The organism is Mucilaginibacter auburnensis (genome assembly GCF_002797815.1).
GTDB classification, from domain to species: domain Bacteria; phylum Bacteroidota; class Bacteroidia; order Sphingobacteriales; family Sphingobacteriaceae; genus Mucilaginibacter; species Mucilaginibacter auburnensis.
Genome location: NZ_PGFJ01000001.1, coordinates 1,258,386 through 1,284,060 on the forward strand (window position 1 = coordinate 1,258,386; position 25,675 = coordinate 1,284,060).

A 25,675-nucleotide genomic window follows, 5' to 3' on the forward strand; every position below is an offset into this window, starting at 1 on the left:
AAAAAAATGAAAAGTATAAAATTGATAGGTGCTACCGCTGTTATGGTGGCATCTGTAACACAAAGTTTAACAGCGCAAATAGGCCGCCCCAATATTCATGACCCATCAACCGTGGTGGAAGATAAGGGTAAATACTACTCTTTTGGCACAGGCGGCGGCGGTATTATTTCAGACGATGGCTGGAAATGGTATGGCGGCGGTGTTCGCCCCGGTGGTGGCGCTGCGCCTGATGCCATGAAAATTGGCGACCGTTTCCTGGTGGTATACGGAGCAACCGGAGGTGGCGGTAACCACAAGGGGGTTATTTATGCGATGTGGAACAAAACACTCGACCCAAAATCGCCGGACTTTAAGTATTCTGACCCTGTGATAGTTGCGACATCCGATGGCTACGAAGATAACGACGCTATTGATCCCAGCCTGATGCTCGATCCCACTACCGGTCGCCTTTGGCTAACCTACGGAACTTACTATGGTTTTATCCGTTTAGTTGAGCTTGACCCAAAAACAGGCAAGCGTGTTGCAGGTAATAAGCCGGTTAATGTTGCCATTACCTGCGAGGCATCGGCTATGATGTATCATGAAGGCTGGTATTACCTTTTGGGGACCCATGCCACCTGCTGTGCCGGCCCCAACTCTACTTACAACATTGTTGTTGGCCGTTCAAAAAGCGTTACAGGTCCGTTTATGGATAATGTAGGCAGAAGCATGCTTCAGGGAGGTGGCAGAATGGTGGCTATTACCGATGGAGACCTTTTTGGCCCCGGTCACTTTGGCGCTATCAAGGGAGAGAAAGGCGTGCAGAAAATGTCGTTCCACTGGGAGGCTGATCTGGCGCAGGGCGGTGCAAGCGTTTTGGGTGTTTTACCAATAGTTTGGAAGAACGGATGGCCAAGCGCAGGGCAAAATGTTAAGACAGGCACCTATGAGATCCAATCAGAAAGAAGAGGTTTTGGACTGGAGTTGACCGTTGACCTGGTAAACATTCAAACCGCCTCACGCGGCTTTGGTGGCGCGCCTGCTAATGCTGGTCCTGAGAAACCAGTACCTGCGCAAAAGCTGAGTGATGTAATTAATAACTGGCCAACAGGCGATATCAATACGCGCCTGAACGAGTACATGTCTCGTCCGCATCAAAAGTGGAGCATTGTACCTGCGCCCGATTCAAGCGGATATTTGGGTGCACCCTATTATAAAATTGTGATAGCCGGTACAGACAGAGCTTTAACCGCGACGGCAGATGGCCGGGTGATTACCGTTCCTAAATACACCGGGGCGCCGGAGCAGTTGTGGATGCTTGACCAGTTAACAGACGGCACCTATCGTATTATGCCTAAACAGGTACCTAACTCAACCGATAAACTGGCCTTAATGTCAAGCGGAGACAGTACACCAGTTTTGGCTAAATTTAATTTTGATAGCGATAATTTTAAATGGAATTTTAAGGCGCAGTAGGTTTAGTGATTTCACTGAATGAAAAGACTTTCTGAAAAATAGAAAGTCTTTTTTTTTTAACACTATGGTGTCCCGCGTTGATGTGCGGGTTGATTTGATTTTTTCTGTCATTAGGACAAAAAAAGATTGAAAGACAGATATTTAATATTTTTCATTTTCAGCATAAAGAAAGATTGGTCGCTTTTGCGAGTTTTTGGTCCACGGGATGGGACAGGGTTGGGTACACTAAGTAAATATTTGCTCCGGTAGTCGGAGACTATCGGCATAGTGGTTCGTAGACAGGAGTCTACGAACAGTGGGGTTCTTAGATGGAGGCTACTAACAGCATGGGGAAGATGTGCTTCAATATTTTACTTCAATCTGATTTCCATGCATATCATCATATATTGTAAAAACATTACTTTTTTTATAGAATGCTTCGATTTTATATGTTTGATTTAAACTTTTACTGAAAAAGAATTCGGAATAATTAATTTGTTCCCCAGGCAGCAGAACTATACATTCTAAGAAACTGTCAAAAAAAAATCTTTAGTCATTGCAGTATTTCTAAAGTTTTTATAATAAAACTTCTGCTAGTAGGTGCGCTTTAACTTGTCAACAATAAGTTTTCTCTTTCTTATTATTTTAACAGATTTGAGGGGGGCTATAGGCTTCATAAAAAACAAAAACTCATCATCTAAAGATGCTGGAATAAGATTGTGTAATTGTATGGAATCCTGCTTTAACATTTTGTTATCTTTCGATACTTCTACTTTTATATCTTTTACAGGAATATATAGTGTGTCATTTGTGTTATTATGAATTCTAAAAAGCAACTGATTGCAAAAACTGCTGTTTGGTATTGCGTAGAACCCAAGAGAAACAAATTCAATATCTGAATTTCCAAGTGATGATTGACCAGAGACAGAGAATATTGATATACAAAAGGCAATAACTAACCCAAGCATCTTTTTCATAACATTTCTTTTTCAATCTTGATGTTCTGTCCTAATTAAAAGTTCAAAAGGTAAATTATCAATACACTGCCAACGCAATCACCTCGTCACTCACCGGAACTATCTTTTCTCTTCCGCCTAAAAAGCCCAGTTCAACAATAAAGGTAAAGCCGCATACATGGCCACCCATGTCGTGTATCAGTTCGCTGGCTGCCATTACGGTGCCGCCGGTTGCCAGCAGGTCGTCGTGCAATAAAATGTGCGCGCCGGGTTCAAAGGCATCGGTGTGCATTTCAATAACCGCGCTGCCGTATTCCAGGTCGTACTTTTTTTGCTTAACAGAGTAGGGCAGCTTGCCCGCCTTGCGTATCGGCACAAACGGTACGCCTAACTGATTAGCCAATGTAAGTCCGAATAAAAACCCGCGACTCTCAATGCCCGCAACGGCGTCAATTTGCTTATTGCCCAATCGCTCAATAAAAGCATTAACAATACTTTCGCACAAAGCATGGTCCTTTAAAATGGTAGTGATATCTTTAAATACTATACCCGGTTTAGGGAAGTCGGGAATATCGCGTATGGCCGCTTTTATTTGTTGTTCAATCATTTAAAAGAGATGTAAGGTGCAATTTTACGCAAAATTTCGTCGTTCAGCAGTACTATATCGCGCATGTCATCCACAGAGTTATAATTGCCATGCTGCGCCCGGTATTGAATAACTGCATTGGCCTGCTTATAGCTGAGGTACGGAAAGTGCCGCAATTCATCAAACTCAACTTTATTAATGGGTATTGGTTTCGGCTTGTAGGGATCAAGGCGCAGCTCATCGCTTATCTCCTTATACTTATCAGCGTCTAAGCCGTAAACTTCTTTTAGCTGTTCCATGTTAACAAAACCACCCAGTCTTTTTCGGTACAATACAATACGTCTCGCGAATGATGGCCCTACGCCATGAACGCGTGTGAACGTGGCGGAATCGGCTTTATTAATGTCAATCGTTTCGCCGGGCTTTAGTTTGTTTGAAGTATAAGGATAGAGCGATGCGTTATTAGCGTTTCCGGATTTTTTAAACGCTTTGTTGTCTTTGTTTTCTAACGCGGCTACCGCTTTATCAAAATCTTTAAAGTTTATTAATTTATCTTTGTGAAAATGTTGATAAGCATAGGGCAGCGCCAACACTATTAATATAACAATGAGTAATATTATAGTGCCGTTCCATTCTTTTTTGGTGATGGAAAAATATTGGATCAAGCGTTGCCTCATGGCTTAGGTAAGCTGCCGTTAAAGTACTAAGTTAAGAAATGAAAATAATAACCACCGAGGAATTTGCCAAAGCAACCGGATTAGATAAACTGCATATGCCCGGACTGGCCTCGTTCCTGATGGAAGTAATGAAGATTAACCAGGTAAACAGCTTGTTTGCCGGCGCGCAGGATAAACAAGGCATTGAGTTTATTGATGCCATTTTAAAAGGTTGTGGTGTTGAAGTTGAGTTTGATGAGAAAGATCTTCGCAACATTCCGCGTAATGGTAGTTTTATTGCCATAGCCAATCACCCGTATGGCGGCATTGAGGGACTTGTACTATTAAAGATGCTGTTAATGGTTAGGCCTGATGCTAAACTGATGGCAAACTTCATCCTGAAAAAGATACCTAACCTGAGCGATTACTTTATTGCCGTAAATCCGTTTGAAAATGTAGAGCATGCATCAAGCATCAGCGGTATAAAAAATACATTGCAATTATTGGCGGAAGACACGCCCATCGGTATTTTCCCGGCAGGCGAGGTGTCGACTTTTAAAATTGAAAAGCAGCAGGTTACTGATAGGATATGGCACCCGGTAGTAGGTAAGATCATTGCCAAATCAAAGGTGCCGGTTGTGCCGGTTTATTTCCACGGAAATAACGGAGTGCTGTTTAACGTGCTAAGTTTAATACACCCAACGCTGCGTACGGCTAAATTGCCGTCGGAATTGTTTAATAAGCAGGGACACACTATCAGGCTGCGTATAGGTAAGCCTATTTATGTACAGGATATTCCGGATTATAATAATACCGGCAAGTTGCTCAACTTTTTGCGTGCCAAAACCTATGCGTTGGGCACGGGCTTAGAAGGTGAGCGCCGTTTGTTTAAACCACGCAACCTGTTCAAAATAAAAAAAAAGCAACAGGAGATAGTTGAGGCGCTTAACCCCGACGTTTTAGATCGCGAGATAACTCCGCTGCGTGAAGATTACCTGGTATGGACGGAGAAAAACTATGAAGTGTTCATTACCCCAACATCAGCTATTCCTAATGTTATCAGGGAAATTGGCCGGTTGCGCGAGATCACATTTAGAGAGGTAGGAGAGGGTACCAATAAATCAACCGACTTAGACGAATACGATATTTACTATCACCACCTGTTTATATGGGATAGAGAGGCCCGCATGATAGTGGGTGCTTACCGCATTGGTCTGGGTGATGAGATTTACTACAGCTTTGGCAAAAAAGGTTTTTATATTAATGAGCTGTTTAAGATCAAGTCGGAGTTCTCTCCGGTGCTGAAACGAAGTCTGGAGCTGGGCCGGTCTTTCATCCGCAAAGAATATCAGCTTAAACCATTGCCGCTGTTCCTGTTGTGGAAGGGTATATTAAAATACCTGATGGATAACCCACGCTACAGGTATTTGATAGGGCCGGTAAGCATCAGCAATTCGTTTTCTAAATTCTCCAAATCACTTATAGTTGATTACATCACCCGCAATCATTTTGATGAGGAGATGGCCGCCTTTGTTAGGCCACGTAAAAAGTTTAAGGTTGATTTTTCAAAAGTTGATGCCAATATATTGCGCAGCGGCGAGGAAAGCTTTAAAAGCCTGGACAGCCTGATATCAGAAGTGGAAACCCGCAGCATGAAGGTGCCTGTTCTGCTGCGTCAATACATTGGCCTGAACGCCAAAATTATCTGCTTTAATATTGACCCTAAATTCTCTGATTCTCTGGATGGTTTCCTGGTATTGGATCTGGAAAACATACCTCAGGATATGTTGGAAAAGTTGGGTAAGAATTTTTAAATTATAGTGTTGTTGGAAAATTGAAGATGCTCCATTTGTTTGCCCGCGAACATCTTGTCTTTCACAAACTTGAAGCCCAATTTAAGGTATAGTTTTTTAGCTCCAGGATTTTGTTTGTCAACCAGCAGGCCCAGCGTTTTCCCGTGCTTGTAAACATATTCATCTATCAAAAACTGAAACAATTTGCTGCCAATGCCTTGGCCCTGGAGGGAAGGGCTTACTGCTACGCAATCTATATAATACTCACCCGCTTCTGTTTCGTCTTCCAGATCAAAATCTTTGTTAAACATCAGCTTTAGGCTTTGCGCTACCGGCTGACGTAACTGTTTCAAACAGCCGCCATCATACACCAATGCAATCGCAACAATTTCACCTTCTTCTTCTGCTACAAAGCAGTTTTCGAAGGAATATTGATTGCCGGTTTTGCTTATTAAACCGCTTAACCAGTTAGTAGCTTTCTCTGTTGAGTTTTCGCCTATAAATTTAAATGCGATATCGCCCATGGCCAGCAAAAGGTATGGTGCAATGATATCAGATTCTTCGGGCTTTGCTTTTCTAATTAACATATGGTTAGTTTAGGGGGTTAAGCTATTCCATTTACATTAAGGTCTGAAATCTTAAGAGTGGTTAAATTAATTTTCATATTGAAAAAGCATGCCCCGCCATCAAGTGTGTACATGATGTTGCTTTTCCAGCTATTGTTATAAGGCTTACTACAAAAACAATTTACCCAGACTTCCTTTTCATTTTTTGAGTTTATGATTGGAATTACTTGTTTATAATATTTAGACAATGGTCCAATCAAACTGAAATAATTTTTCAAAGGGTAAGGGTGTTCATCATTCGGAAGTGCTTGACCTTTTACCCATTTTTTTTGCTGATTGTTGTATTTCTGTGCTTTCTTTTTTAAGATACTATCAATTAATGTAAGCTCTTTAGGGGTTATTAAAGCAGGTGTTAACTCTTCTCTACCAAAAAATAAAAAATGTTCACCTTTATTGTATTTTATTACCGCATACTTGGACGTGTCAATAGCTCCAGAATTAAAAACTTGATTTTGAGTTTCTATTTTCTCGCGTTGAAAACTTAGCATCAGAAAAAACAAGATAATAAGGTATTTCATAAGCTATCGATTTATTTATAAAGATGCAGGTATTTAGTGTATTCCATAAATATATTTAAAACCGTCACTCCCGCGTCAACAAACCAATCTACCAAAATCAGTTGAGTTTATTTGCGTATATTGTATGTAACGAGGATGATAAAACAATCGCTCATTCACTCAATCAATAATTCAATAAGTAAAATATGGAATACAACAAATTAACACCCGACGAAGAGTGGGTAATATTACACAAAGGTACCGAGCGCCCTTTTACCGGCGCGCTTTTAAATAATAAAGCACAGGGCGTATATGCCTGCAAACGTTGTGATGCACCGCTGTATACATCCGAATCAAAATTTGAATCGCACTGCGGTTGGCCAAGTTTTGACGATGAAATACCTGGAGCAGTAAAACGCGTTCCGGATGCTGATGGACGAAGGGTAGAAATAGTTTGCGCCAATTGCGGCGGTCACCTCGGTCACGTTTTTGAAGGCGAATATTTGACGCCAAAAAATGTGCGCCATTGTGTTAATTCTTTGTCAATGAAATTCGTTCCGCTACAATAAAGTTTACATCGATATTCTTAAAAGGTGTATTAACTGGCAGGAAACACTGTAGGGGCGTTTTATCAAATTGTTTGTAATTTTTTGCAAAAGTTTTGCACCATTTGATGTGAAGAAAAAGGACGGAAAATTGTTTATAACTCGGCCTATTGTTAAAAACTTCGACGTGCATTTTATCAATAACGCTATTACATTTGTTTCAGTCCAACGGCAATATTAACATATAGCTACTTAGAACGTTAAAGTGATGTAAATCACAGGTTAACAAAAAATAAAGCTGAAGGGATTATACACAGAACTTTTAAGAAAGAAAAGTTATCCGCTTTTTAATAAAACAAAGAGCGGCCGAAGCTGTGTCGGCTTTTAACAATAGGTTAAACAGGTAAAAAAAGATAGGGAATGAGTCAGGAAAACGAAGTATTATTAAGAGAGAATAAAGACAGATTTGTTATTCTCCCTATAAAATATCCCGCCATTTGGGAGATGTACAAAAAGTGCGAAGCCAGCTTTTGGACGGCAGAAGAAATAGATCTTTCTGACGACTTAAAACACTGGGAAAACATGAACGACGGCGAACGTCATTTCATATCGCATGTGTTGGCATTCTTTGCTGCCAGCGATGGCATTGTTAACGAAAACCTAGCCGTTAACTTTATGAAAGAAGTACAGTTACCCGAGGCGCGTTGTTTCTACGGTTTCCAGATCATGATGGAAAACATTCACTCAGAAACGTATGCGTTGCTGATAGATACTTACATTAAAGACCCTGTTGAGAAAGACCGTCTGTTCCATGCTATTGATACCGTGCCTTGCGTGGGTAAAAAAGCGGAGTGGGCTTTACGTTGGATAGAGAACGGAAGTTTTGCAGAGCGTTTGGTAGCTTTTGCTGCTGTTGAAGGTATTTTCTTTTCAGGTAGTTTCTGCTCTATATTCTGGTTGAAGAAACGTGGCTTGATGCCGGGTCTAACTTTTAGTAATGAGTTAATATCTCGCGACGAAGGTATGCACTGCGAGTTTGCTTGTTTGCTTTACAAAATGTTAGAGAACAAACTAACCAAAGAGGCTGCAACGGCTATTATAACCGACGCTGTTGAAATTGAAAAAGAATTTATAACCGATGCCTTACCGGTTAGTTTAATTGGCATGAATGCCAAATTAATGAGCCAATACATTGAGTTTGTGGCCGACAGATGGTTAACCGAGCTTGGCTATGACAAAGTATATAACGCTACTAATCCGTTTGATTTTATGGAGATGATATCGTTGCAGGGCAAAACCAACTTCTTTGAAAAGCGCGTAGGCGATTACCAAAAAAGCGGCGTACTGGGCAATACGCAGGAAAGCAAATCCTTCTCATTAGATGAGGATTTTTAAGAGTGACCACCAATCACAATCATATATAGAAAAAAGACTTTTAAAACATTTTCACTATTCACCATTAACTATTCACTGGCATGTTTGTAGTAAAAAGAGACGGTAAAAAAGAACCGGTAAAATTTGACAAGATCACCGCGCGTATTGAAAAGCTATGCTATGGCTTAAACGCTTCGCTTGTTGACCCAATAGATGTAGCAAAAAAAGTAATTGAAGGTTTGTTTGACGGGGTAACCACGTCTGAACTGGATAACCTTGCAGCAGAGACAGCAGCATCGCTTACTACAAAACACCCGGATTATGCTTTATTGGCATCGCGCATTGCGGTATCAAACCTGCATAAAAATACCATTAAGTCGTTCTCCGAAACCATGAAATCGCTTTATGAGTATGTTGATCCCAAAACAGGCAAAAATGCCGCTTTGTTAGCTGACGATGTGTACGAGATCATTCAGAAAAATGCCGAAGAACTGGATAGCAGCATTATTTACGACCGCGATTTTGGCTTTGATTACTTCGGGTTTAAAACGCTTGAAAAATCATACCTTTTAAAACTTGATGGTAAAATAGCCGAGCGCCCGCAACACCTGTTCATGCGTGTATCAGTAGGTATACACAAAGAGGATATTGAAAGCGCTATTAAAACGTATAACCTGATGAGCGAGCGTTGGTTTACACATGCCACCCCAACCTTATTTAATTCAGGTACACCAAAACCACAAATGTCATCGTGCTTTTTGCTAACCATGAAAGATGATAGCATTGAAGGTATTTATGATACGTTAAAGCAAACCGCTAAAATCTCGCAAAGCGCAGGCGGTATTGGTTTAAGCATACACAATGTACGTGCAACAGGTTCATACATCAGCGGTACTAACGGTACCAGCAACGGTATAATACCAATGTTACGCGTGTTTAATGACACTGCCCGCTATGTAGATCAGGGTGGTGGCAAACGTAAAGGTGCTTTTGCTATTTACCTGGAGCCTTGGCATGCAGATATATTTGAATTTTTAGATCTGCGTAAAAATCACGGTAAAGAAGAAATGCGCGCCCGCGATTTATTCTACGCACTTTGGGTGAGCGATTTGTTTATGCAACGTGTTGAAGCTAATGAGGACTGGAGCTTATTCTGTCCGCACGAAGCGCCGGGCCTTGCTGATTGCCATGGTAAAGAGTTTGAAGAATTATACACAAGATACGAAAGCGAAGGCCGCGCGCGTAAAACAGTAAAAGCACAGGAACTTTGGTTTGCCGTGTTAGACGCCCAGGTAGAAACAGGCACGCCTTATTTGTTATACAAAGACGCTGCTAACGCTAAGTCAAACCAACAAAACTTAGGTACTATAAAAAGCTCAAACCTGTGTACCGAGATATTAGAGTACACTTCTGCTGACGAAATAGCGGTTTGTAACCTGGCTTCGCTGGCATTGCCACGTTATGTGCGCGATGGTAAGTTTGACCACGAGAAACTTTACGAAGTAACTTACCAGGCCGCTGTTAACCTTAATAAGATAATTGATAACAACTACTATCCTGTTGAAGAGGCGCGCACTTCCAACCTGCGTCACCGTCCAATTGGATTAGGTGTACAAGGTTTGGCTGATGCATTCATTCTGCTGCGTATGCCGTTTGAAAGCGAAGAAGCTAAACAACTGAATAAAGAGATCTTTGAAACCATTTATTTTGCTGCCATGACGGCTTCAAAAGACCTAGCTATTAAAGATGGTCCTTACGAAACGTTTAAAGGCTCTCCATTATCAAAAGGCCAGTTTCAGTTTGACCTTTGGAATGTTAAGCCCGAAAGCGGCCGTTGGGATTGGGAAAACCTGCGCTTAGATGTTATGAACCATGGTGTACGTAACTCTTTATTGGTAGCGCCAATGCCTACCGCGTCAACATCGCAAATATTGGGTAATAACGAGTGTTTCGAACCATACACATCAAACATTTATACCCGCAGGGTCTTAAGCGGTGAGTTCATCATTGTTAACAAACACCTGCTGCGCGATTTAGTTAACCGTGGCCTTTGGGACAATACCATGAAGAACAAGATCATTACTGCAAATGGTTCTGTTCAGGATATAGCTGAAATTCCTCAGGATTTAAAAGACCTGTACAAAACTGTATGGGAGATCAAGATGCGTAACATTATTGACATGGCTGCAGACCGTGGCGCTTACATTTGCCAGTCGCAATCACTTAACCTGTTCATTAACTCGCCAAACGCGTCAAAACTTACTTCAATGCACTTCTATGCATGGAAGAAAGGCCTTAAAACAGGTATGTACTACCTGCGTACTCAGGCGGCATCGCAAGCGGTTAAATTTACTGTTGAGAACCAGGGTGGCAAAAACATGGATCCGGTTATACCATCTGTGGTACAACAAGTGGAAGATGAAATACCTGCAGGCCCAACCTGTTCTATGGAAGAAGGCTGCGTAACCTGTTCTGCATAAAACATTCTGTTGATTAAATTTAAGCCCATGCTCCGTTTTAAGGATCATGGGCATTTTTATTCGTATTGAGTGTTAAACATACACAAAGGAAATTTTTTTAATTTGGGTTAAAAAAATGTGTTAACTTAGTGGCGGTCAAACTATTTCTTATCTGCAATATGTATTTTTCCCGCCCTAAAAAAGCTTTATTCGTTGTAACAGTCATTTTTGTTATTCTATTAAAATTTGGTTTTAGCGGCTACGCCCAACACAGATCTGTAGGTATGAATGCCGAAGGTAATTTGCTTAGTGGCAGCAGAGCCGGAAGCGGCGGCGGTTATTTACCTACCAGTGGCTGGGGATTATCAGTTCATGGAGGGTATGAAAACCCTATTGGTTCAATAACCGAAATATACAAAGGAGGACCATCTTTCGGGTTAAACGTTATAAACCGTTGGAATCACCTTATATTATCCGGTACGGTTGATTATCGCAGCTTTGTGCCTAAAAATCGCGTACTTCCGCTTGAAATTAAAATTAACGGACAGTTAGTTGCGGACGGAGAAATAACTTTAACAAATTTTACAGGCTTGGGCGTGTATTTAGGTGCTGCATATGAGTTTATGATAACGCCGGGCGCCAGTTTTTATGCGGGTGTTAACCTGGGAGCCATACGTACAGACTATAACGGCACATACAGTGGTACAGCAGAGGCTGAAACTACAGAGGAACCTACAAAATCTACAACACCATACGTGGGACCCAAACTGGGTTTAAACTTTGCCTTGGGTAACAAAATTAGTTTAGGTGTTGAAGCTAAATACGCATTAGGTTTAGGCAAATTGAATTTTACCTCAATTGATGGCACGCCAGATACGCAAGGTTTTAAATCTGTAGCCGGCAACCTGTTTCTAACCTATAGTTTTTAACTTTGCACGGTAATTCCGGATTGCCGTAAATGATCAAACACGAAATAATTGCCTGCGAACGCTGCGGAAAACGTATGGAATGCAAGGCTAATTCTTACACCAAGTGCGATTGCAACAATGTGCAGCTAACACTCAACGAAGTGCAATACATTAGCGAGAATTATGATGGCTGCATGTGTGCTGATTGTTTGCGGGCTTTGCAGATTGAGTATAGAGAGACTTTGGGGATAGCTTGATAAATATTAAAATCACATGTTCGAATTATTTTCAAAGCAAGAAAGAATAAGAATACAAGATGATGCTGTTTTCATAAACGACAAAAGAGGAAGTTTTGCCAAAGGTTGCGAAGTGCACCACGTCTTTGAACTTAATCACAATCCTGAAATTAAAGTATTTGAAAATGATAGGTTGATACGGAAATTTAAGATTGACGCTTTGAAATCAAACCCAGTTCTTAACGGGCAGTTTTTTCATAGCTCAATTAGAATTCAATCGAATAGCGCGGTAGTGATTGACGGAGTCATTTCGGACAATGATGTAGTCCATGCTAAATGGACCGACGACAATTATGAAGCAATAAGACTTCAACCATTTTATCTTTCTGACAAAAATGAATACAACAATAAATTAGTCGGAAAGGGACTCTTTCAAAGAGGATTACATTTTTCAGGAACAATTACACCACGTGGCGTAAGATGCGTTTGCTTGTGCGATAGTTGTAATGAAACCTTTACCATTCAACATATACACGCTGGTTTTTCTGAAATGCACTATTTTTATTCTGCTAATAGCAAAGAGACATTAATGTTACCCTACAGTGCTATGCCAAAAGTTCTCGCTCAAAACAATATTAATATAGAGGAATTAGAATCAATTGAAAGCAAGTTGCCTAATTCTTACGATGGTAAATTTAAATACTTTAACTCTTTTAAGTGTCCGCATTGCCTTGCTAATTATATTGATTTTGAAAAACACAGAGAAATCAGACAGGGAGAGTATTATGCTAATACCTATATTAATGAAACTGCAAAACTGTTAAACGTGTCATAGCGTACAGTATGTTAACAATCTCCTTACACATTTTTTGTGAGTTTGACAGCCATTACGCGTTGAAGGTAAAAGATGACGGCCGAGTTGCTTACGCCTACCTTTATGAAGCGGAAGACATTGTTGGCGACGTTTGGCTGTATAATCAACAACAACCACCGCAAACTTCTTTTTGGTTACCGGAGGATATGCCTTTTTTGAACCCGAAGGAATACCTTAACGATAGTGCGAATATCGCGCCCATAACAAATCAAAACCAGTTGCGCTGCGAATGGACCGAATCAAAAGATACAGGACTAATTGAAGCGGCTATCTATATCCGCGATAAATTCGTCGCGTCGGTAGCTATTGGCGATAAGCCGGGCTGGTCTGTGCTGGTTAGCAAAGATGGACCGCTGGCGTTAAAGTATTAATTAATTACGCCAGATCGGTTTCAGCTGAAGGCACATTTACGGGTATGCCTTTTACGCGGTGTTCAACCTGTTCGGGAGCTAATGGTAAACTAAAATAAAAGGTTGAGCCTTTGTCCTGCTCGCTTTCTATCCAAACCTTGCCACCATGCCGTTTTAAAATCTCTGATGAGATGAACAAACCAAGGCCAAGCCCTTCAAAACGCATAGCAGTATTGTCAACGCGGTAGTAGCGGTCAAACAACTTATCAATGTGCGATGGAGCGATGCCTATGCCAAAATCCTGTACAGAAACAATTACCTGCTGGCCTTCTATCCAACTGTCAATAATTATCTGTTTGCCTTTTGGCGAATATTTAACCGCGTTACTTAAAAAGTTATTCAACACTTGTTCCAAACGTACGTTGTCGCCAAGAATTTGAACGTCGGCAGCATTTTTCAAAACAACCTCATGCGATGAAGATAAATAACGCGTATTCTCAGCGCTTTCTACCAATAGCTTGTTAAAGCTGAAAGGCTGCATATCATACTCCAGTTTACCACTGTTCATTTTGGTTACATCAAGCAGATCGGCTATGAGTTTTTCCAAACGTTGTATATTGTCGGCAGATTTTTGTACAAAACCTTTCAAAGTATCCGGCATTGCCCCGCGTTTCAACATTTGATTAAACGCTTTTATGCTGGTAAGCGGTGTTTTTAACTCATGACTTGCAATTGATAAAAACTCATCCTTTTTTTGTTCATTAGTTTTTTGCAGGTCTATGTTGGTATTTGAGCCCAACCATAACTGTATCTCCCCATTCTCAATTAAAGGTAATGCTCTGCCAAGGTGCCAGCGGTAAATCCCGTCAGCAAACAGTAACCTGAATTCGATCAGATATTCATTACCATTTTCTAAAGCATGCATCCATTTATCAAGCGCTTTTGGAAGATCATCCGGATGAATGAATTTTTGCCAGCCATGCCCAACTACCTCATCTTTATCATATCCAAAGTCATCACAAACCACGTCGTTTACGTAGTCAAGGGCGCCATCAGGCTTCGCTGTCCATATTTGTTGCGGAATGGAATTCAGTAAAAAACTGAATCGCTCTTTACTTTCATTCAACTGTTCAATGGTGTTATGCAGATGGTCTTGTGTGCTTATCAACTCCTCATTAGTAGAGGCCAATTCTTCGTTAGATGCCATCATTTCTTCATTAATGGCGGTAAGTTCCTCATTGGCTGCTGCCAATTCTTCCGTAGCTATCTGAAGGTCCTGTTCGCTCTTTTCCAGTTTAAGCCGGGCTTCTACCTGTTCAGTTATATCACTTACCGAAGCCAATATAGCCTCAACCTTGCCATCCAGGTCAAATAATGGGTCGTACGAGAAGTTAACAAAAATGTCTTTAGAACTTCCATCAGGAAAAGCAATGTTAACTGGCATTTCAGGAAAAGCTACTTTCTCTCCCGTTTCAAAAACATTCGCCAACAGGTCAGGGAAAGGTTGTCCAATTAACTCCGGGAAAACATCTATAAGTTTTTTACCCATTGTTTGAGTTGAATTACGCTGCCATATCTGATACATAGCTGCGTTAGCCTGTTCAATGATCAAATCGCGGCCTTTCAAAATGGTCATGGCAATAGGGGTAGTTGTTACCATGGCTTCCAAACGGTGCCTGGCGGCTTCAACAGATTTTCGCGCCAATACTTGTTCGGTAACATCGTTGGCAACCACCATAATGCTGTAAACATCACCCGATTCATTCACCATGGCTTTGTATACAAAGTTTACAAAACGTTCTGCTAAATTGCCTTCATATTCTAAAAACACCCGCGCTTCATTACCGGTAAATGATTCTCCGGTGTCAAAAACGTTTTCCAGTAATGACATAAAAACCTGTTCTCTAAGCTCAGGCAACGCGTCTATAAGATTTAGCCCAACCACTGTAGCAGGTTTGCCCCATATGCGCAGCATATATTGGTTGGCGGCTTCTATCGTCATACTTCTGCCGGTAAGTACGGCAATTGCGACAGGCGCATCATCAATCATATAGCGCAAACGGCCCTCGCTTCGTTCAAGCGCTATGGTACGACTTGTATGCGTTCTTCCAGTTCGTCGTTAAGTGTATTTAGCTCCGTTTGGGTTTGATGGAGTTCTTCATTTATAGCGGCTAACTCTTCGTTAGCTGCAGACAATTCTTCGTTAAGTGCCAGCTCTCTTTCTAAAATTTGTCTTTGCTGCTCCTCGTTGGCTAATGCCATCTCGCCTAAAACCCGCTCGGTAACATCAGTAGCATGGTGCAGTAAACAAATAATATCGCCGTCTGCATTTTTTACCGGGCGATATTCATAGTCATAGTAAAATGTGTTTAGTTTACCATTATGCATTAGTTGCGCTGCTACGCCTTTGGCGCTAAAAGTTATACCTGTTGCTAAAGCGCTTTTCATTTGCTGAGCAAAAGGTTGTCCTTTCAACTCAGGTACTGCAACTTCAAGAGGTAAGCCTACAATATCACGGCTTCGGCCCCAAAAAGAAAGCATAGCTTGTGTGGCGGCTTCTATAACAAGATCATCAGTAGTATATATGGCTGTGGCAATGTGCGAGGTGGAAAAAATATCAAGCAACTCTTCGCAGCTAAGCAGTTTGGTTTTATTCATTGCAGGGGCAAATAACTTAAATATAGCCATTACTTTCAAAACAACGGCATTTTAAGCGCGCAACTTTGGTTAGGCTGAATGTTAACACATTTGTTATAACGCATTAGTGTTAAAGGTGTTTTGTTAAAATTAAATTAACCAATTGTTCACTCTCGTTAAAAACAACATAAAAAAAGCGCTCCGGTTACCCGCAGCGCTTAAAAAATTCGAAATCGAACAATCTGATATCCGAAGTATTATTAGCTCATCTTGAGCTTTTTCTGAATGTCGGCTACGTATCCTTTAAATTTCTTGTCAGTATCTATCAGGTCTTCAACAGTTTGGCAGGCATAAATTACTGTAGAGTGATCGCGGCCACCAAAGAAGTTACCTATTGATTTAAGCGAACTTTTAGTATGAGCTTTAGCCAGGTACATAGAAATTTGCCTTGCCTGTACAATTTCGCGCTTACGTGTCTGTGATTTTACCATCTCAACCGGCACTTCAAAGTACTCGCAAACCAGGCTTTGTATGTACTCCATCGAAATTTCTTTTGATGAATTTTTTACAAAGTTTTTCAGCATTTGCTTAGCCAGGTTCAGATCTATCTCCTTACGGTTAAGCGTTGATTGGGCCAGTAATGAAACCATTGCGCCTTCGAGCTCACGCACGTTGTTGTCAATGTTATGGGCAACGTATTCTATTACATCATCACCCAGGTCAATACCGTCCTGATAGGTTTTGTTTTTAAGAATAGCCATGCGGGTTTCCAGATCAGGTATCTGCAGATCTGCAGACAGGCCCCACTTGAATCTTGACAATAAACGCTCTTCTAAACCCGCCAGATCTTTAGGCGCTTTATCAGATGTGATGATCAATTGCTTACCCGATTGATGCAAGTGGTTGAATATGTGAAAGAAGAAATCCTGTGTTTTTTCTTTTCCGGCAAAGTTGTGAACATCATCCATAATGAGTACATCAATAGCCTGATAAAAGTTCACAAAATCGTTAATGTTATTGTGCTTTAGGGCATCAACAAACTGCTGGGTAAATTTCTCGCATGATACATATAGTACCAGCTTATCAGGCAGGGTGCGTTTTATTTCGTTGCCGATAGCTTGCGCCAGGTGGGTTTTACCCAAGCCAACGCCACCATATATCATTAACGGGTTAAATGATGTGCCACCGGGTTTAGCAGCTACAGCATAACCTGCAGAGCGGGCCAAACGGTTGCAATCGCCTTCCACAAAATTCTCAAACGTATAATTACGGTTAAGTTGCGGATCAACGTTCAGCTTTTTAAGCCCCGGTATAACAAATGGGTTTTTTATATCCTTATTAATTGAAATGGGGATGGGCATAGACTGTTTTTTTGCTTCGGCACCGTTACCGTTTGATGGCATATTGGTGGTATACGGTTTACTCGCCGATGATTGTTCAACAACAATGTTGTATTCCAAACGTCCTTCTTCGCCTAATTGTTTTTTAATTGTTTTGCGAAGTAGGCCAACATAGTGCTCTTCTAACCACTCATAAAAGAACAGGCTCGGAACTTGTATTGTAAGAACACTGCCTTCCATGCGTAAAGCTTTAATTGGTTCGAACCAGGTTTTAAAGCTTTGCGCCGGTATGTTATCTTTTATGATTTGAAGGCAACTATTCCAGACGTTAGTACAAGTTTTTTCCATATAAATTTTAGTAAAATATTGAATTACAACCCTCAGCGATGCATTCTTTGGGCCTGCTACGGAACATCGAATATTCGGAAAAAAAGCGAATTAAAAAATATAATTCTCACTTTTTCTGTGAATAAATTTTAAAAAATCAACCCGTTTGTGTATTGCTTTACGCAATAAAATTAGTATACTTTTGGCTTAAAATTCGTTACATTGTGTGTTTTAACACATTATAATTCGTTTCCAGAACAATTAGGCGCTTTTTGAACCTGCACAACATAAAAAATTATCAACAAATTTTATTTGGTTAAGCGTTGGAACGCTATGCGCAGGTGCCGAATGCAATCGCTCTACCTAATACAATCTTCCAGAAAGAAGGTTGGCGGTTTAATTAAATTTTTTTGCGAAGTAAATTATATAACAGCTTCGAGGTCGTTCCTTATAATATTCAGGCCAGTGTCGTATGGGTCGGCTTCTAATTGACTCAAGTGTGCTAATACAACTTTGCCCAGTTCCATACCACTTGCGTTTTCGGGCAGGGCTTTAGCGGCATTACTTATTATAGCTATGGTATCATTTTTTAATTGTCTCACAATTCCCCATGTACGCGCGCTTACGTAGATCTGTTGGGTAATGTTGTGCTGGTATTCGTTTCTAACCTCACTAACCACTAACGCGTGTAGTTCTGCGGCCGTGTAATCTCCCGCTTTAAGGCGAATAAGCATGTTAGCCGGATTGATACGCTCAATAAAAAGTACCATGCGTTCATAAGCCTGCAACTTTAATGGCAGGGTTTGATTGCTTATACTTTTTTTGAACTCCAACAGTTGTAATTGCTCTTGCTTATCAAAATAGGGTTTGATCAAATAAACAGCTACCCATACCACGCCTATACCGGCTACTGTATATTTTAATATATCTAATAAAAAAGAGTAAAGCTCCATATATAATATAATGTTAAGCTCAGGTCATAAAAAAATGCCGGCGGGGCAAAAATCCGCATTTTGCCTTATATTTGTGTAGCTAATTGAAAATAACATGAGTATAGCCGTAGAAGCAGCACCGGTAAGTTTTACAGAAGGTGCAGTTAAAGAATTACATAAGTTAAGAGATCAACAGGAAGTTGGCGAAGATTTTGGCTTACGTGTTGGCGTAGAGGGAGGTGGTTGTGCCGGTATGAATTACGTTTTAGGCTTTGACCAAATGAAAGATGGCGATAAAGAGTACTTTATTGATGGTATACGTGTATTTATGCACAAAGCGCATGGGATGTACCTTGCAGGTATGCAAATAGATTTTCAGAATGGTTTGAACGCACGTGGCTTTACTTTCAGTAACCCTAATGCCGCAAGTACCTGTGGTTGCGGTACTTCATTCTCCGTATAACAGATATTATATCCTTTTAGATAAAAAAAGCGGCTTTGAGTTTTTCAGAGCCGCTTTTTGTTTGCAGAAAATGATGTAAGGTGAATAGTCAATCATCATTCAATATTCTGCATTCGATGTTCGATATTCTTAATATGATTCCAGCTCAGCCTTTACCAATTCCATCAGCCACATAGGTGTTGAAGTAGCACCCGCAATACCAATGGTATCGCCGGGCTTAAACATTGACGGATTGAGTTCTGCTACAGATGATATAAAATAAGTGTCGGGGTTATGCTTGCGGCAAACTTCAAACAACACCTTGCCGTTTGATGATTTAACCCCCGATACAAAAACTATCTTATTATATTTCTTAGCAAACTCAGGCAAATCTTTGTCGCGGTTGGAAACCTGCCTGCAAATGGTATCATTCGCATTCAACTCATAGCCGCGGCTCAACAATTCATCCTTTATTTTGTAAAACTTATCTGTGCTTTTAGTGGTTTGGCTATACAGGGTAATTTTCTGCGGAAGTTCCACATTATCCAGCTCTTCAATATCCTGAAAAACCAAAGCCTCGTTATTAGTTTGCCCTTGCAGACCTATTACCTCCGCATGACCATGTTTGCCGAAAATCAGGATCTTCTCTTTTGCGTCAAATGATGTTTTAATACGGTTTTGCAGCTTCAATACCACCGGGCAAGAAGCATCTATTAAGGTAATGTTATTTTCAAGCGCGGTGCGGTAAGTTTCGGGAGCCTCACCATGTGCGCGGATCAATACCTTTTCATTATGCAGATCTTTCAAAGCCGAGTGCTCAATAATGCGAAGGCCTTTCTCTTTTAAGCGGGTCACCTCCTCATCGTTATGCACAATATCGCCCAGGCAATACAGGTAGCCGTCTTGTTCTAAAATATCTTCGGCCATATCAATAGCGTAAATTACGCCAAAGCAAAAGCCCGAATCTTTATCTATACTAACCTGTAAATTATATGCTCCCATGATGTTGCAAATTTAAGCAATATTTAATGCATTTTGTTTTACACCCTTCTGCCTTTCCAGGTGAGGGTGTGGGTTAAGTATTTTTGAATGGCGATAAATGATATAGCCGTTAAGCTTAGCATTTGAACCGGATGTAAAACTACATTCCAAACCGGGTTTTGACCTGCCGAAAATGAACTCATGATGCGGCTGAGAATGATCAAAGCCACCATAAAAAGGATGATAGGAATATTAAGCGATATGAATACTACCATAGGGCCTGTAATGGTTAACAGTATATAGATCAAAAACCAAATGATGTTATAATTAAATACGGATAGCACATTTTTGCTGAACCCGCCAATTGCCTCTGAAAAACCGGTATACATTCGGCTGCTCAACATTCCATTGGCTAATAAGGTTTCACCGCGGTATCCGGCTGCTTTTACCATGCGCATAATTTCGGTATCTTCTACAACCTTTTCCTTAACCTTTTGGTGCCATTTGTGCTCGCGGTAACTTTGTGCGTCGAATAGCATAAATTGCCCGCTGGCAGTAGCAATTGAGTGGTTTTTGATGAGGTATACCAGACGTAGCGGTAATAATCCTAACAATAGGTAATGCTGCAAAGGCACAACTGCAAGTTCGCCTGTGCTGAGCATGCTGGCATTGGCAAATACGCTGAGTAAACCCAGCTTGTATTGGTACATGCGGTAAATTGCTGTATTAATTAAACCATTATTAACTTGCTCATCTGCATCTAAAAATAACAGGAAATCTCCGCGTGCAGCCAAAGCCAATTGGTGACAGGCAAAGTTTTTACCGGTCCAGCCCGCTTCCAGTTTTTTACCCTTGATGAGGCGGAAGTTGGTATGGGTATCGCAAAAGGTTTTGCAGAGGTTAAAGGTGTCGTCGTCCGAATCATCATCCAGTATAATTACCTCATAATTGCTGTAGTCCTGCCGGTAAATTGATTCAAGTAAGGTAAGTATCTGCCGGGATTCGTTACGAACAGGTATTAGGATAGAAACAAGATCAGTATAGCGGCGGTTAACCCTTCGCAGTTTAGGGTCTGATATAAAATTGAACAGTGTAACTGTAAAGCGCAGTATAATGAACAATAAAGTTGCCGCTATTATGTAGATCACTGTGTTTGAGCCTGATTTTTATTAGCGCCTTTTTCTAAGGAACGCTGTTGTTCAAATTTAACCAAATAATCGTCAAGTGCAGGTATTACTAACCAGTGTCCCAGTTTAACTTTATGTATTATTGGATTCTCCAATTTGTTTATAAAAGGTTCCGCGCTTTTGTAGGTGAACAAATTATCATCCTCACCAAATATTAAAACGCATTTTATTTTGTATTGGTTTATCAATGCTGTTACTTTTTCGGTATCGGGCACCAGCGTGCGTATCAAATTTAGCGTGTAGTACACATCCAGGCGTTTTTTAGGTGTATCTATCTCGCTATAAGCAATATCAAAAAGCGGCTTATCAATAAAACCAACGCGCAAAAGGTTTTTAAGTAAGGCCACCGCCATCCACTTGCTTTTGGTAAGTCTGTTAAACAACCATCTGCCAAACGGCTGGTGCTGTAAAAAGTAAAAGCCTTTAAATACGGAGAGGCCATCGGGAGCCATCAGGATAACTTCATCTATCAGGTCGGGAAACTCTTCTACCAATATAAGCCCTATGTTGGCGCCAATGGAGTAGGCCATTACCGAGAATCGCTGTCTGCCATAAAGCTTAAACCATTCCTCAACATATTGCCTCACCATGGCGCGCGGCATGCCCTGTAAAATTTGTTTTTCGGTCCAGTTATCTAAGCGGCTTTCGTGGTGAAAAAAATGGTCGAAGCCGTATACGTTGTACTCTTTTATTATAGAACGCTCCAATACATGGAATTGTCTGCCCGTCATTCCATAACCATGAAAGGCCAGTAAGGGTTTGCTGCCTGTTCCGTACTCATGAAAATGTACTGTACCCAGTCCGGGTATTTGTAAAAAGCCCATTATGGCAATATTAACAAATAAGCATAAATAAGTTATAGCGGATTTGTGAATGATTGGCAAATGTTAACGAAACACGATTTATAGCTAATTCATTACCTTTGCAGCATCCGGGATAAAAACCCGGCAGTTTTATGATCAAAGAAACGGAAATTGTATGCTCGCCTGAGCAGCATGAAGATATAACTGCTTTAAAAAGTATAGCAGCAACCGCGCTTAAAGTTCCCGCAAAGGAAGTTACCGATATAAAAATTTTAAAAAGATCCATTGATGCCCGCGGCCGCAAGGTGGTATACCGCATGCAGGTGCAGGTGTTTATGGGTGAGCAAAAAGCTCCGGATGTTTTTGCAGTTAATTACCCTGACGTAAAAAGCGCTAAGCCGGTAATTATAGTAGGTGCAGGGCCGGCAGGACTGTTTGCCGCTTTGCAATGTATTGAAATGGGTTTGAGACCTGTTGTATTGGAACGCGGCAAAGATGTTAAACAACGCAGGCGCGATCTGGCCAACATCAACAAGCAGGGGCTGGTTAATCCCGAATCTAATTATTGCTTCGGTGAGGGTGGTGCAGGCACTTACTCTGACGGTAAACTATATACCCGCTCAACCAAGCGCGGCGATGTAAACGGGGTATTAAAAACCTTTGTGGCGCATGGTGCATCCGAAGATATTTTGGTGGATGCCCGCCCGCATATTGGTACTAACAAATTACCACACATTATAACCGCCATGCGCGAGAGCATCCAAAATGCGGGTGGCGAGGTAAGGTTTGATGCCAAGGTTACAGAGCTGATAGTAAGTTTTGACTGCATACGGGGAGTTAAACTGTCATCGGGCGATGAGATAAACGCTGATGCGGTAATACTGGCAACAGGTCACTCCGCGCGTGATATTTTTGAAATGCTGCGCCGGCAAGATATTTTGATGGAAGCCAAGCCCTTCGCATTAGGTGTGCGCATTGAGCATCCGCAGGAAATAATTGACCGCGCGCAATATCATTGCGATGTTAGGGGAGATTATTTGCCGCCAAGCTATTACAGTTTGGTTGAACAGGTGGATGGTAGAGGCGTATTTTCCTTCTGTATGTGCCCGGGAGGTATTATTGCGCCATGTGCCACCGAGCCCGGAGAGATTGTTGTAAACGGATGGAGCCCATCCAAACGTAATAATCCTTATGCCAACTCGGGTACTGTTGTGCAGATAAATTTAGAAGATGTTGCGGGAGATAATGCTGATCCGTTTAAAATGCTCAATTTTCAGCATGAAGTTGAAGTAGCGGCGTTTAGTGCAGGGGGCGGTAGTTTGGTGGCACCGGCGCAACGCATGATTGATTTTGTTGAAGGGAGGTTGTCTAAAGATCTGCCTAAAAACTCTTACTTGCCGGGTACCAAAAGTGTGCAGCTTAAAGAGGTTTTACCGGCTAAAGTGCATGATCGCTTGCGTAATGCACTGCCTGTTTTTGGAAAAAAAATGAAAGGATATTATACTAACGACGCCATATTGGTAGGAGTAGAGTCGCGCACATCATCGCCCATTAAAATACCACGCGACAAAGAAACACTACAGCATCCGCAAATAAAGGGCTTGTTTCCGTGTGGTGAAGGAGCGGGTTATGCAGGCGGAATTATCTCGGCTGCAATTGATGGCATAAATTGCGCGATAGCTGCGGGTAAAGTTGTCTGAACTAAGATTAGTTGGATTTATATTATTATTGGATGCACCATATATATGTATTTAAATCCTTGGCATAAAATCTGCTAATGATCTTACAATCCTATATATCATAGAAATCTTAGTTCAGACAAATGAGTACATCAGCCCAACTACACACCGAACTTAAAAAAGTATTGTGGGGACAGCCATGGTATGGTAATTCAGTTTATGTTACACTTGCTGGTGTAACATTTGAAAATGCTTACAAACGCCCGCCGGGAGGAGCCCACACCATAGCTGAAATTGTTCTGCACATGATAAGCTGGACTGAAGAGGTAATTGACCGGATGAACGAGAAGCCTGCCGGTATGCCGCTTGGTGGCAACTGGCCCGAGCCAGAGCAAGCTGATGAGCTTAAATGGAACCTGTATATTGACGATCTAAAGTTGGTTAACGACAATCTCCTTAAAGCTATAGACAGTTTTCCTGAAGAGAAATGGCACCAGCCTATTATTGATGAGCGTAACGAAGAGCCTGTGGTAAGCTATGCCGAATTGGTTAACGGATTAATTCAACATCACATTTACCATCAGGGGCAAATAGGGTTGTTGGTTAGGTTGCTTGCTTAGAAATTGTATGGAGGTTAATATGGCAGTTCCTCGCAGGTAAATCCGGCCTCGTTTAATAACAACTCAATTTGCCTTGGCGATACCTCATCGTCAGAAACTACACGAAGAATATGATCGCAGTCTTCCAGATCAAAGTTCCATTCTTCAATTTCTTTTTTACCGCTTAAAAGCGGTTTAACGCTATCAACCTGATGCGGTGCCGTAACACTTGTTGCAAATACCAGTACGTTCATGTTGTTATTGTTTAAGTTTTAACAGAAGGGTTAAAAATTAACCCTTCTGCCTTTTATAGTGATCATTACAGGTCAAGAAAGCCTTCGGCGCAAACATCCGGCCTACTAACAAGCAACTACTGAATTTTAGTGTTCGGGTGTTTTAGCTTCTTCAGTCCAATTCTTCCACTTCTGTGCAAACGGATGATTACCGCAGCGTTCCTGCATTTTCTGTTTAAAACGTTCCCGCTCTTCCGGTGTCATGTTGCGCAGTTTTTCTTCCATTTTGCGTTTCATCCAGGGCGCACCCCCGCCGCCGAATGGCCCGCAGCGGCCACCGCCCCTGCCAAAGCCAAACAGTAGTTTGCTTAAAATAAACAGGCCCATTGCCTGCCAAAAGGTTATAATGCTATACCCAAATATGCCGGGTATAAGCCAGTTCCATAATAGCATAACCGCATAGCTAATGAGCGACAAAAATGTTGCGCACGCCAGGGGCATAAATATGAAACGGCCTTTATAAAATGCTCTTTTCATTTTCTTAATATCTTGTTATATCTAAATACAATTGTTGTAAACGTGTACGGAGATGCAGCACGGCATAGCGCTTACGCGATACCAGCGTGTTAACATTCACTCCGGTTAATTCGGCAATTTCCTGAAAAGTCATGTCGTCCATTTCCTGCCACATAAAAACCTGGCGCTGCTCTTCGGGCAGTTCATCCAAAGCGCTGAACAGTTCTTCCCAAACCAGATTGCGCAAATAGGCAGTTTCGGGCGTAACATCGTCGGTCATTAAAATAGCCTGCAGGTCGCTGGTATCGTCTTCATCGTTATCTGTAATAAACAAATCGTCCAGTAAACTCTCCGAGCGTTTTTTATGCTTATCAGTAATCTTGTTCCTCGCTACTTTGTACAGCCAGGCGCCTGTCTGTTCAATAGGTTGAGCGTTCACCACCGAGCTAAACTGATACCATACATCCTGCAGTATATCTTCGGCATCGGCATCGCTCTTCACCCGCTTACGGATAAAGCCCATTAAACTTTTGCCATATTCCTTTATTGTATTGAGGATGTGGCTGTTCTTATCGTCGGGCATTGCGGTGGTGATCAAAATCTTAATTGCTTTAAAGGTATAGACGACTGTGCTTTAAAAACATTTCAAATTATTTTAAAATATTTTTTTGACCTGCTGTTGACCCACATTTGGCGCAGTATTTG

The 25,675-nt window shown here is 41.3% G+C and carries 27 protein-coding genes; 12 read left to right on the top strand and 15 right to left on the bottom strand.

The genetic code is table 11. The annotated features are described in order from the left end of the window. The first annotated feature begins 6 nt into the window (after positions 1-6). A complete protein-coding gene (locus CLV57_RS05535; RefSeq protein ID WP_100340325.1) occupies positions 7-1,455 on the top strand; it encodes a family 43 glycosylhydrolase in 1,449 nt (482 codons plus the stop codon). A 572-nt stretch (positions 1,456-2,027) separates the two neighbouring features. Here the strand turns inward: CLV57_RS05535 and CLV57_RS05540 are convergent. From CLV57_RS05540 to CLV57_RS05550, 3 genes are read right to left on the bottom strand one after another with little or no spacing between them, the layout of a single operon-like run. Further along, positions 2,028-2,411 (bottom strand): hypothetical protein, encoded by a 384-nt coding sequence (locus tag CLV57_RS05540; protein ID WP_100340326.1) that lies wholly within the window; start codon positions 2,409-2,411, stop codon positions 2,028-2,030. 58 nt (positions 2,412-2,469) lie between these two features. Continuing rightward, a complete protein-coding gene (locus tag CLV57_RS05545) occupies positions 2,470-2,997 on the bottom strand; it encodes an adenine phosphoribosyltransferase (protein ID WP_100340327.1) in 528 nt (175 codons plus the stop codon). Continuing rightward, positions 2,994-3,653 carry a ComEA family DNA-binding protein gene (locus tag CLV57_RS05550; protein WP_100340328.1) on the bottom strand — a complete coding sequence of 220 codons (660 nt, stop codon included), beginning with the start codon at positions 3,651-3,653 and terminating at the stop codon, positions 2,994-2,996. The genes CLV57_RS05545 and CLV57_RS05550 overlap by 4 nt, the downstream gene beginning before the upstream one ends. 38 nt (positions 3,654-3,691) lie before the next feature. Between CLV57_RS05550 and CLV57_RS05555 the strand changes: the two genes are divergently transcribed. Further along, a complete protein-coding gene (locus CLV57_RS05555) occupies positions 3,692-5,446 on the top strand; it encodes a lysophospholipid acyltransferase family protein (RefSeq protein WP_100340329.1) in 1,755 nt (584 codons plus the stop codon). On the opposite strand, the gene CLV57_RS05560 is transcribed toward CLV57_RS05555, so the two are convergent. Together CLV57_RS05560 and CLV57_RS05565 are read right to left on the bottom strand one after the other, a co-directional pair. Beyond that, the gene (locus CLV57_RS05560) at positions 5,443-6,012 is read right to left on the bottom strand and encodes a GNAT family N-acetyltransferase (protein ID WP_100340330.1); all 570 of its coding nucleotides are present in this window, start codon (positions 6,010-6,012) and stop codon (positions 5,443-5,445) included. The two genes, CLV57_RS05555 and CLV57_RS05560, sit on opposite strands and share 4 nt — an antisense overlap. A 17-nt stretch (positions 6,013-6,029) precedes the next feature. Next, the gene (locus CLV57_RS05565; protein ID WP_100340331.1) at positions 6,030-6,569 is read right to left on the bottom strand and encodes a hypothetical protein; all 540 of its coding nucleotides are present in this window, start codon (positions 6,567-6,569) and stop codon (positions 6,030-6,032) included. Between the two features lie 185 nt (positions 6,570-6,754). On the opposite strand from CLV57_RS05565, the gene CLV57_RS05570 reads away from it, so the two are divergent. The 7 genes from CLV57_RS05570 to CLV57_RS05600 all read left to right on the top strand — a co-directional run bounded on the left by CLV57_RS05570 (position 6,755) and on the right by CLV57_RS05600 (position 13,315). After that, positions 6,755-7,117 (top strand): methionine-R-sulfoxide reductase, encoded by a 363-nt coding sequence (locus tag CLV57_RS05570; protein WP_100340332.1) that lies wholly within the window; start codon positions 6,755-6,757, stop codon positions 7,115-7,117. A 396-nt stretch (positions 7,118-7,513) separates the two neighbouring features. Further along, complete coding sequence (locus CLV57_RS05575) at positions 7,514-8,488, top strand: ribonucleoside-diphosphate reductase small subunit (RefSeq protein ID WP_100340333.1); 975 nt, start codon at positions 7,514-7,516, stop codon at positions 8,486-8,488. A gap of 80 nt (positions 8,489-8,568) precedes the next feature. Then, positions 8,569-10,947, top strand: coding sequence for a ribonucleoside-diphosphate reductase subunit alpha (locus tag CLV57_RS05580; RefSeq protein WP_100340334.1), 2,379 nt, complete (start codon positions 8,569-8,571; stop codon positions 10,945-10,947). Between the two features lie 158 nt (positions 10,948-11,105). Next, positions 11,106-11,855 (top strand): hypothetical protein, encoded by a 750-nt coding sequence (locus tag CLV57_RS05585; protein WP_100340335.1) that lies wholly within the window; start codon positions 11,106-11,108, stop codon positions 11,853-11,855. 29 nt (positions 11,856-11,884) lie between these two features. Then, positions 11,885-12,091: a cysteine-rich CWC family protein gene (locus CLV57_RS05590; protein ID WP_100340336.1), complete on the top strand. Its 207-nt coding sequence runs from the start codon at positions 11,885-11,887 to the stop codon at positions 12,089-12,091. Positions 12,092-12,107: 16 nt separating this feature from the next. Continuing rightward, positions 12,108-12,905, top strand: a complete 798-nt coding sequence (locus tag CLV57_RS05595) for a hypothetical protein (RefSeq protein ID WP_100340337.1) — start codon at positions 12,108-12,110, stop codon at positions 12,903-12,905. Between the two features lie 8 nt (positions 12,906-12,913). Beyond that, positions 12,914-13,315, top strand: coding sequence for a hypothetical protein (locus tag CLV57_RS05600; protein WP_157799074.1), 402 nt, complete (start codon positions 12,914-12,916; stop codon positions 13,313-13,315). Between the two features lie 4 nt (positions 13,316-13,319). Here CLV57_RS05600 and CLV57_RS05605 read toward each other — a convergent pair whose 3' ends face one another. The 4 genes from CLV57_RS05605 to CLV57_RS05620 all read right to left on the bottom strand — a co-directional run bounded on the left by CLV57_RS05605 (position 13,320) and on the right by CLV57_RS05620 (position 18,551). Then, on the bottom strand, positions 13,320-15,380 hold the full coding sequence (locus tag CLV57_RS05605) for a PAS domain S-box protein (RefSeq protein ID WP_262497425.1): 2,061 nt from the start codon (positions 15,378-15,380) through the stop codon (positions 13,320-13,322). Further along, positions 15,377-15,952: a PAS domain-containing protein gene (locus CLV57_RS05610; RefSeq protein WP_157799075.1), complete on the bottom strand. Its 576-nt coding sequence runs from the start codon at positions 15,950-15,952 to the stop codon at positions 15,377-15,379. The genes CLV57_RS05605 and CLV57_RS05610 overlap by 4 nt, the downstream gene beginning before the upstream one ends. 239 nt (positions 15,953-16,191) lie before the next feature. Next, positions 16,192-17,619: a chromosomal replication initiator protein DnaA gene (gene dnaA / locus CLV57_RS05615; protein WP_100340341.1), complete on the bottom strand. Its 1,428-nt coding sequence runs from the start codon at positions 17,617-17,619 to the stop codon at positions 16,192-16,194. 401 nt (positions 17,620-18,020) lie between these two features. Next, a complete protein-coding gene (locus CLV57_RS05620; protein WP_100340342.1) occupies positions 18,021-18,551 on the bottom strand; it encodes a DUF7935 family protein in 531 nt (176 codons plus the stop codon). Between the two features lie 94 nt (positions 18,552-18,645). Here CLV57_RS05620 and CLV57_RS05625 point away from each other — a divergent pair, with 94 nt between their 5' ends. Beyond that, positions 18,646-18,993 carry a HesB/IscA family protein gene (locus CLV57_RS05625; protein ID WP_100340343.1) on the top strand — a complete coding sequence of 116 codons (348 nt, stop codon included), beginning with the start codon at positions 18,646-18,648 and terminating at the stop codon, positions 18,991-18,993. A gap of 129 nt (positions 18,994-19,122) precedes the next feature. Here the strand turns inward: CLV57_RS05625 and CLV57_RS05630 are convergent, their stop codons facing one another. Genes CLV57_RS05630 through CLV57_RS05640 form a run of 3 tightly spaced genes read right to left on the bottom strand, consistent with a single transcriptional unit; the run spans position 19,123 to position 21,964 of the window. Continuing rightward, positions 19,123-19,974 (bottom strand): 4-hydroxy-3-methylbut-2-enyl diphosphate reductase, encoded by an 852-nt coding sequence (locus tag CLV57_RS05630; protein WP_100340344.1) that lies wholly within the window; start codon positions 19,972-19,974, stop codon positions 19,123-19,125. 38 nt (positions 19,975-20,012) lie between these two features. Continuing rightward, complete coding sequence (locus CLV57_RS05635; protein ID WP_100340345.1) at positions 20,013-21,101, bottom strand: glycosyltransferase; 1,089 nt, start codon at positions 21,099-21,101, stop codon at positions 20,013-20,015. Then, positions 21,098-21,964 (bottom strand): alpha/beta hydrolase, encoded by an 867-nt coding sequence (locus CLV57_RS05640; protein ID WP_100340346.1) that lies wholly within the window; start codon positions 21,962-21,964, stop codon positions 21,098-21,100. The genes CLV57_RS05635 and CLV57_RS05640 overlap by 4 nt, the downstream gene beginning before the upstream one ends. Before the next feature lie 131 nt (positions 21,965-22,095). On the opposite strand from CLV57_RS05640, the gene CLV57_RS05645 reads away from it, so the two are divergent. Both CLV57_RS05645 and CLV57_RS05650 read left to right on the top strand, forming a co-directional pair. Beyond that, the gene (locus CLV57_RS05645) at positions 22,096-23,643 is read left to right on the top strand and encodes an NAD(P)/FAD-dependent oxidoreductase (protein ID WP_100340347.1); all 1,548 of its coding nucleotides are present in this window, start codon (positions 22,096-22,098) and stop codon (positions 23,641-23,643) included. A 122-nt stretch (positions 23,644-23,765) separates the two neighbouring features. Then, positions 23,766-24,242 carry a DinB family protein gene (locus CLV57_RS05650; protein WP_100340348.1) on the top strand — a complete coding sequence of 159 codons (477 nt, stop codon included), beginning with the start codon at positions 23,766-23,768 and terminating at the stop codon, positions 24,240-24,242. Between the two features lie 14 nt (positions 24,243-24,256). Here CLV57_RS05650 and CLV57_RS05655 read toward each other — a convergent pair whose 3' ends face one another. The 3 genes from CLV57_RS05655 to CLV57_RS05665 all read right to left on the bottom strand — a co-directional run bounded on the left by CLV57_RS05655 (position 24,257) and on the right by CLV57_RS05665 (position 25,568). Next, positions 24,257-24,475 carry a hypothetical protein gene (locus CLV57_RS05655; RefSeq protein ID WP_100340349.1) on the bottom strand — a complete coding sequence of 73 codons (219 nt, stop codon included), beginning with the start codon at positions 24,473-24,475 and terminating at the stop codon, positions 24,257-24,259. Positions 24,476-24,601: 126 nt separating this feature from the next. Continuing rightward, a complete protein-coding gene (locus tag CLV57_RS05660) occupies positions 24,602-24,991 on the bottom strand; it encodes a hypothetical protein (RefSeq protein ID WP_211290028.1) in 390 nt (129 codons plus the stop codon). Positions 24,992-24,995: 4 nt separating this feature from the next. After that, positions 24,996-25,568, bottom strand: coding sequence for an RNA polymerase sigma factor (locus CLV57_RS05665; RefSeq protein WP_245856880.1), 573 nt, complete (start codon positions 25,566-25,568; stop codon positions 24,996-24,998). Between the last annotated feature and the right edge of the window lie 107 nt (positions 25,569-25,675).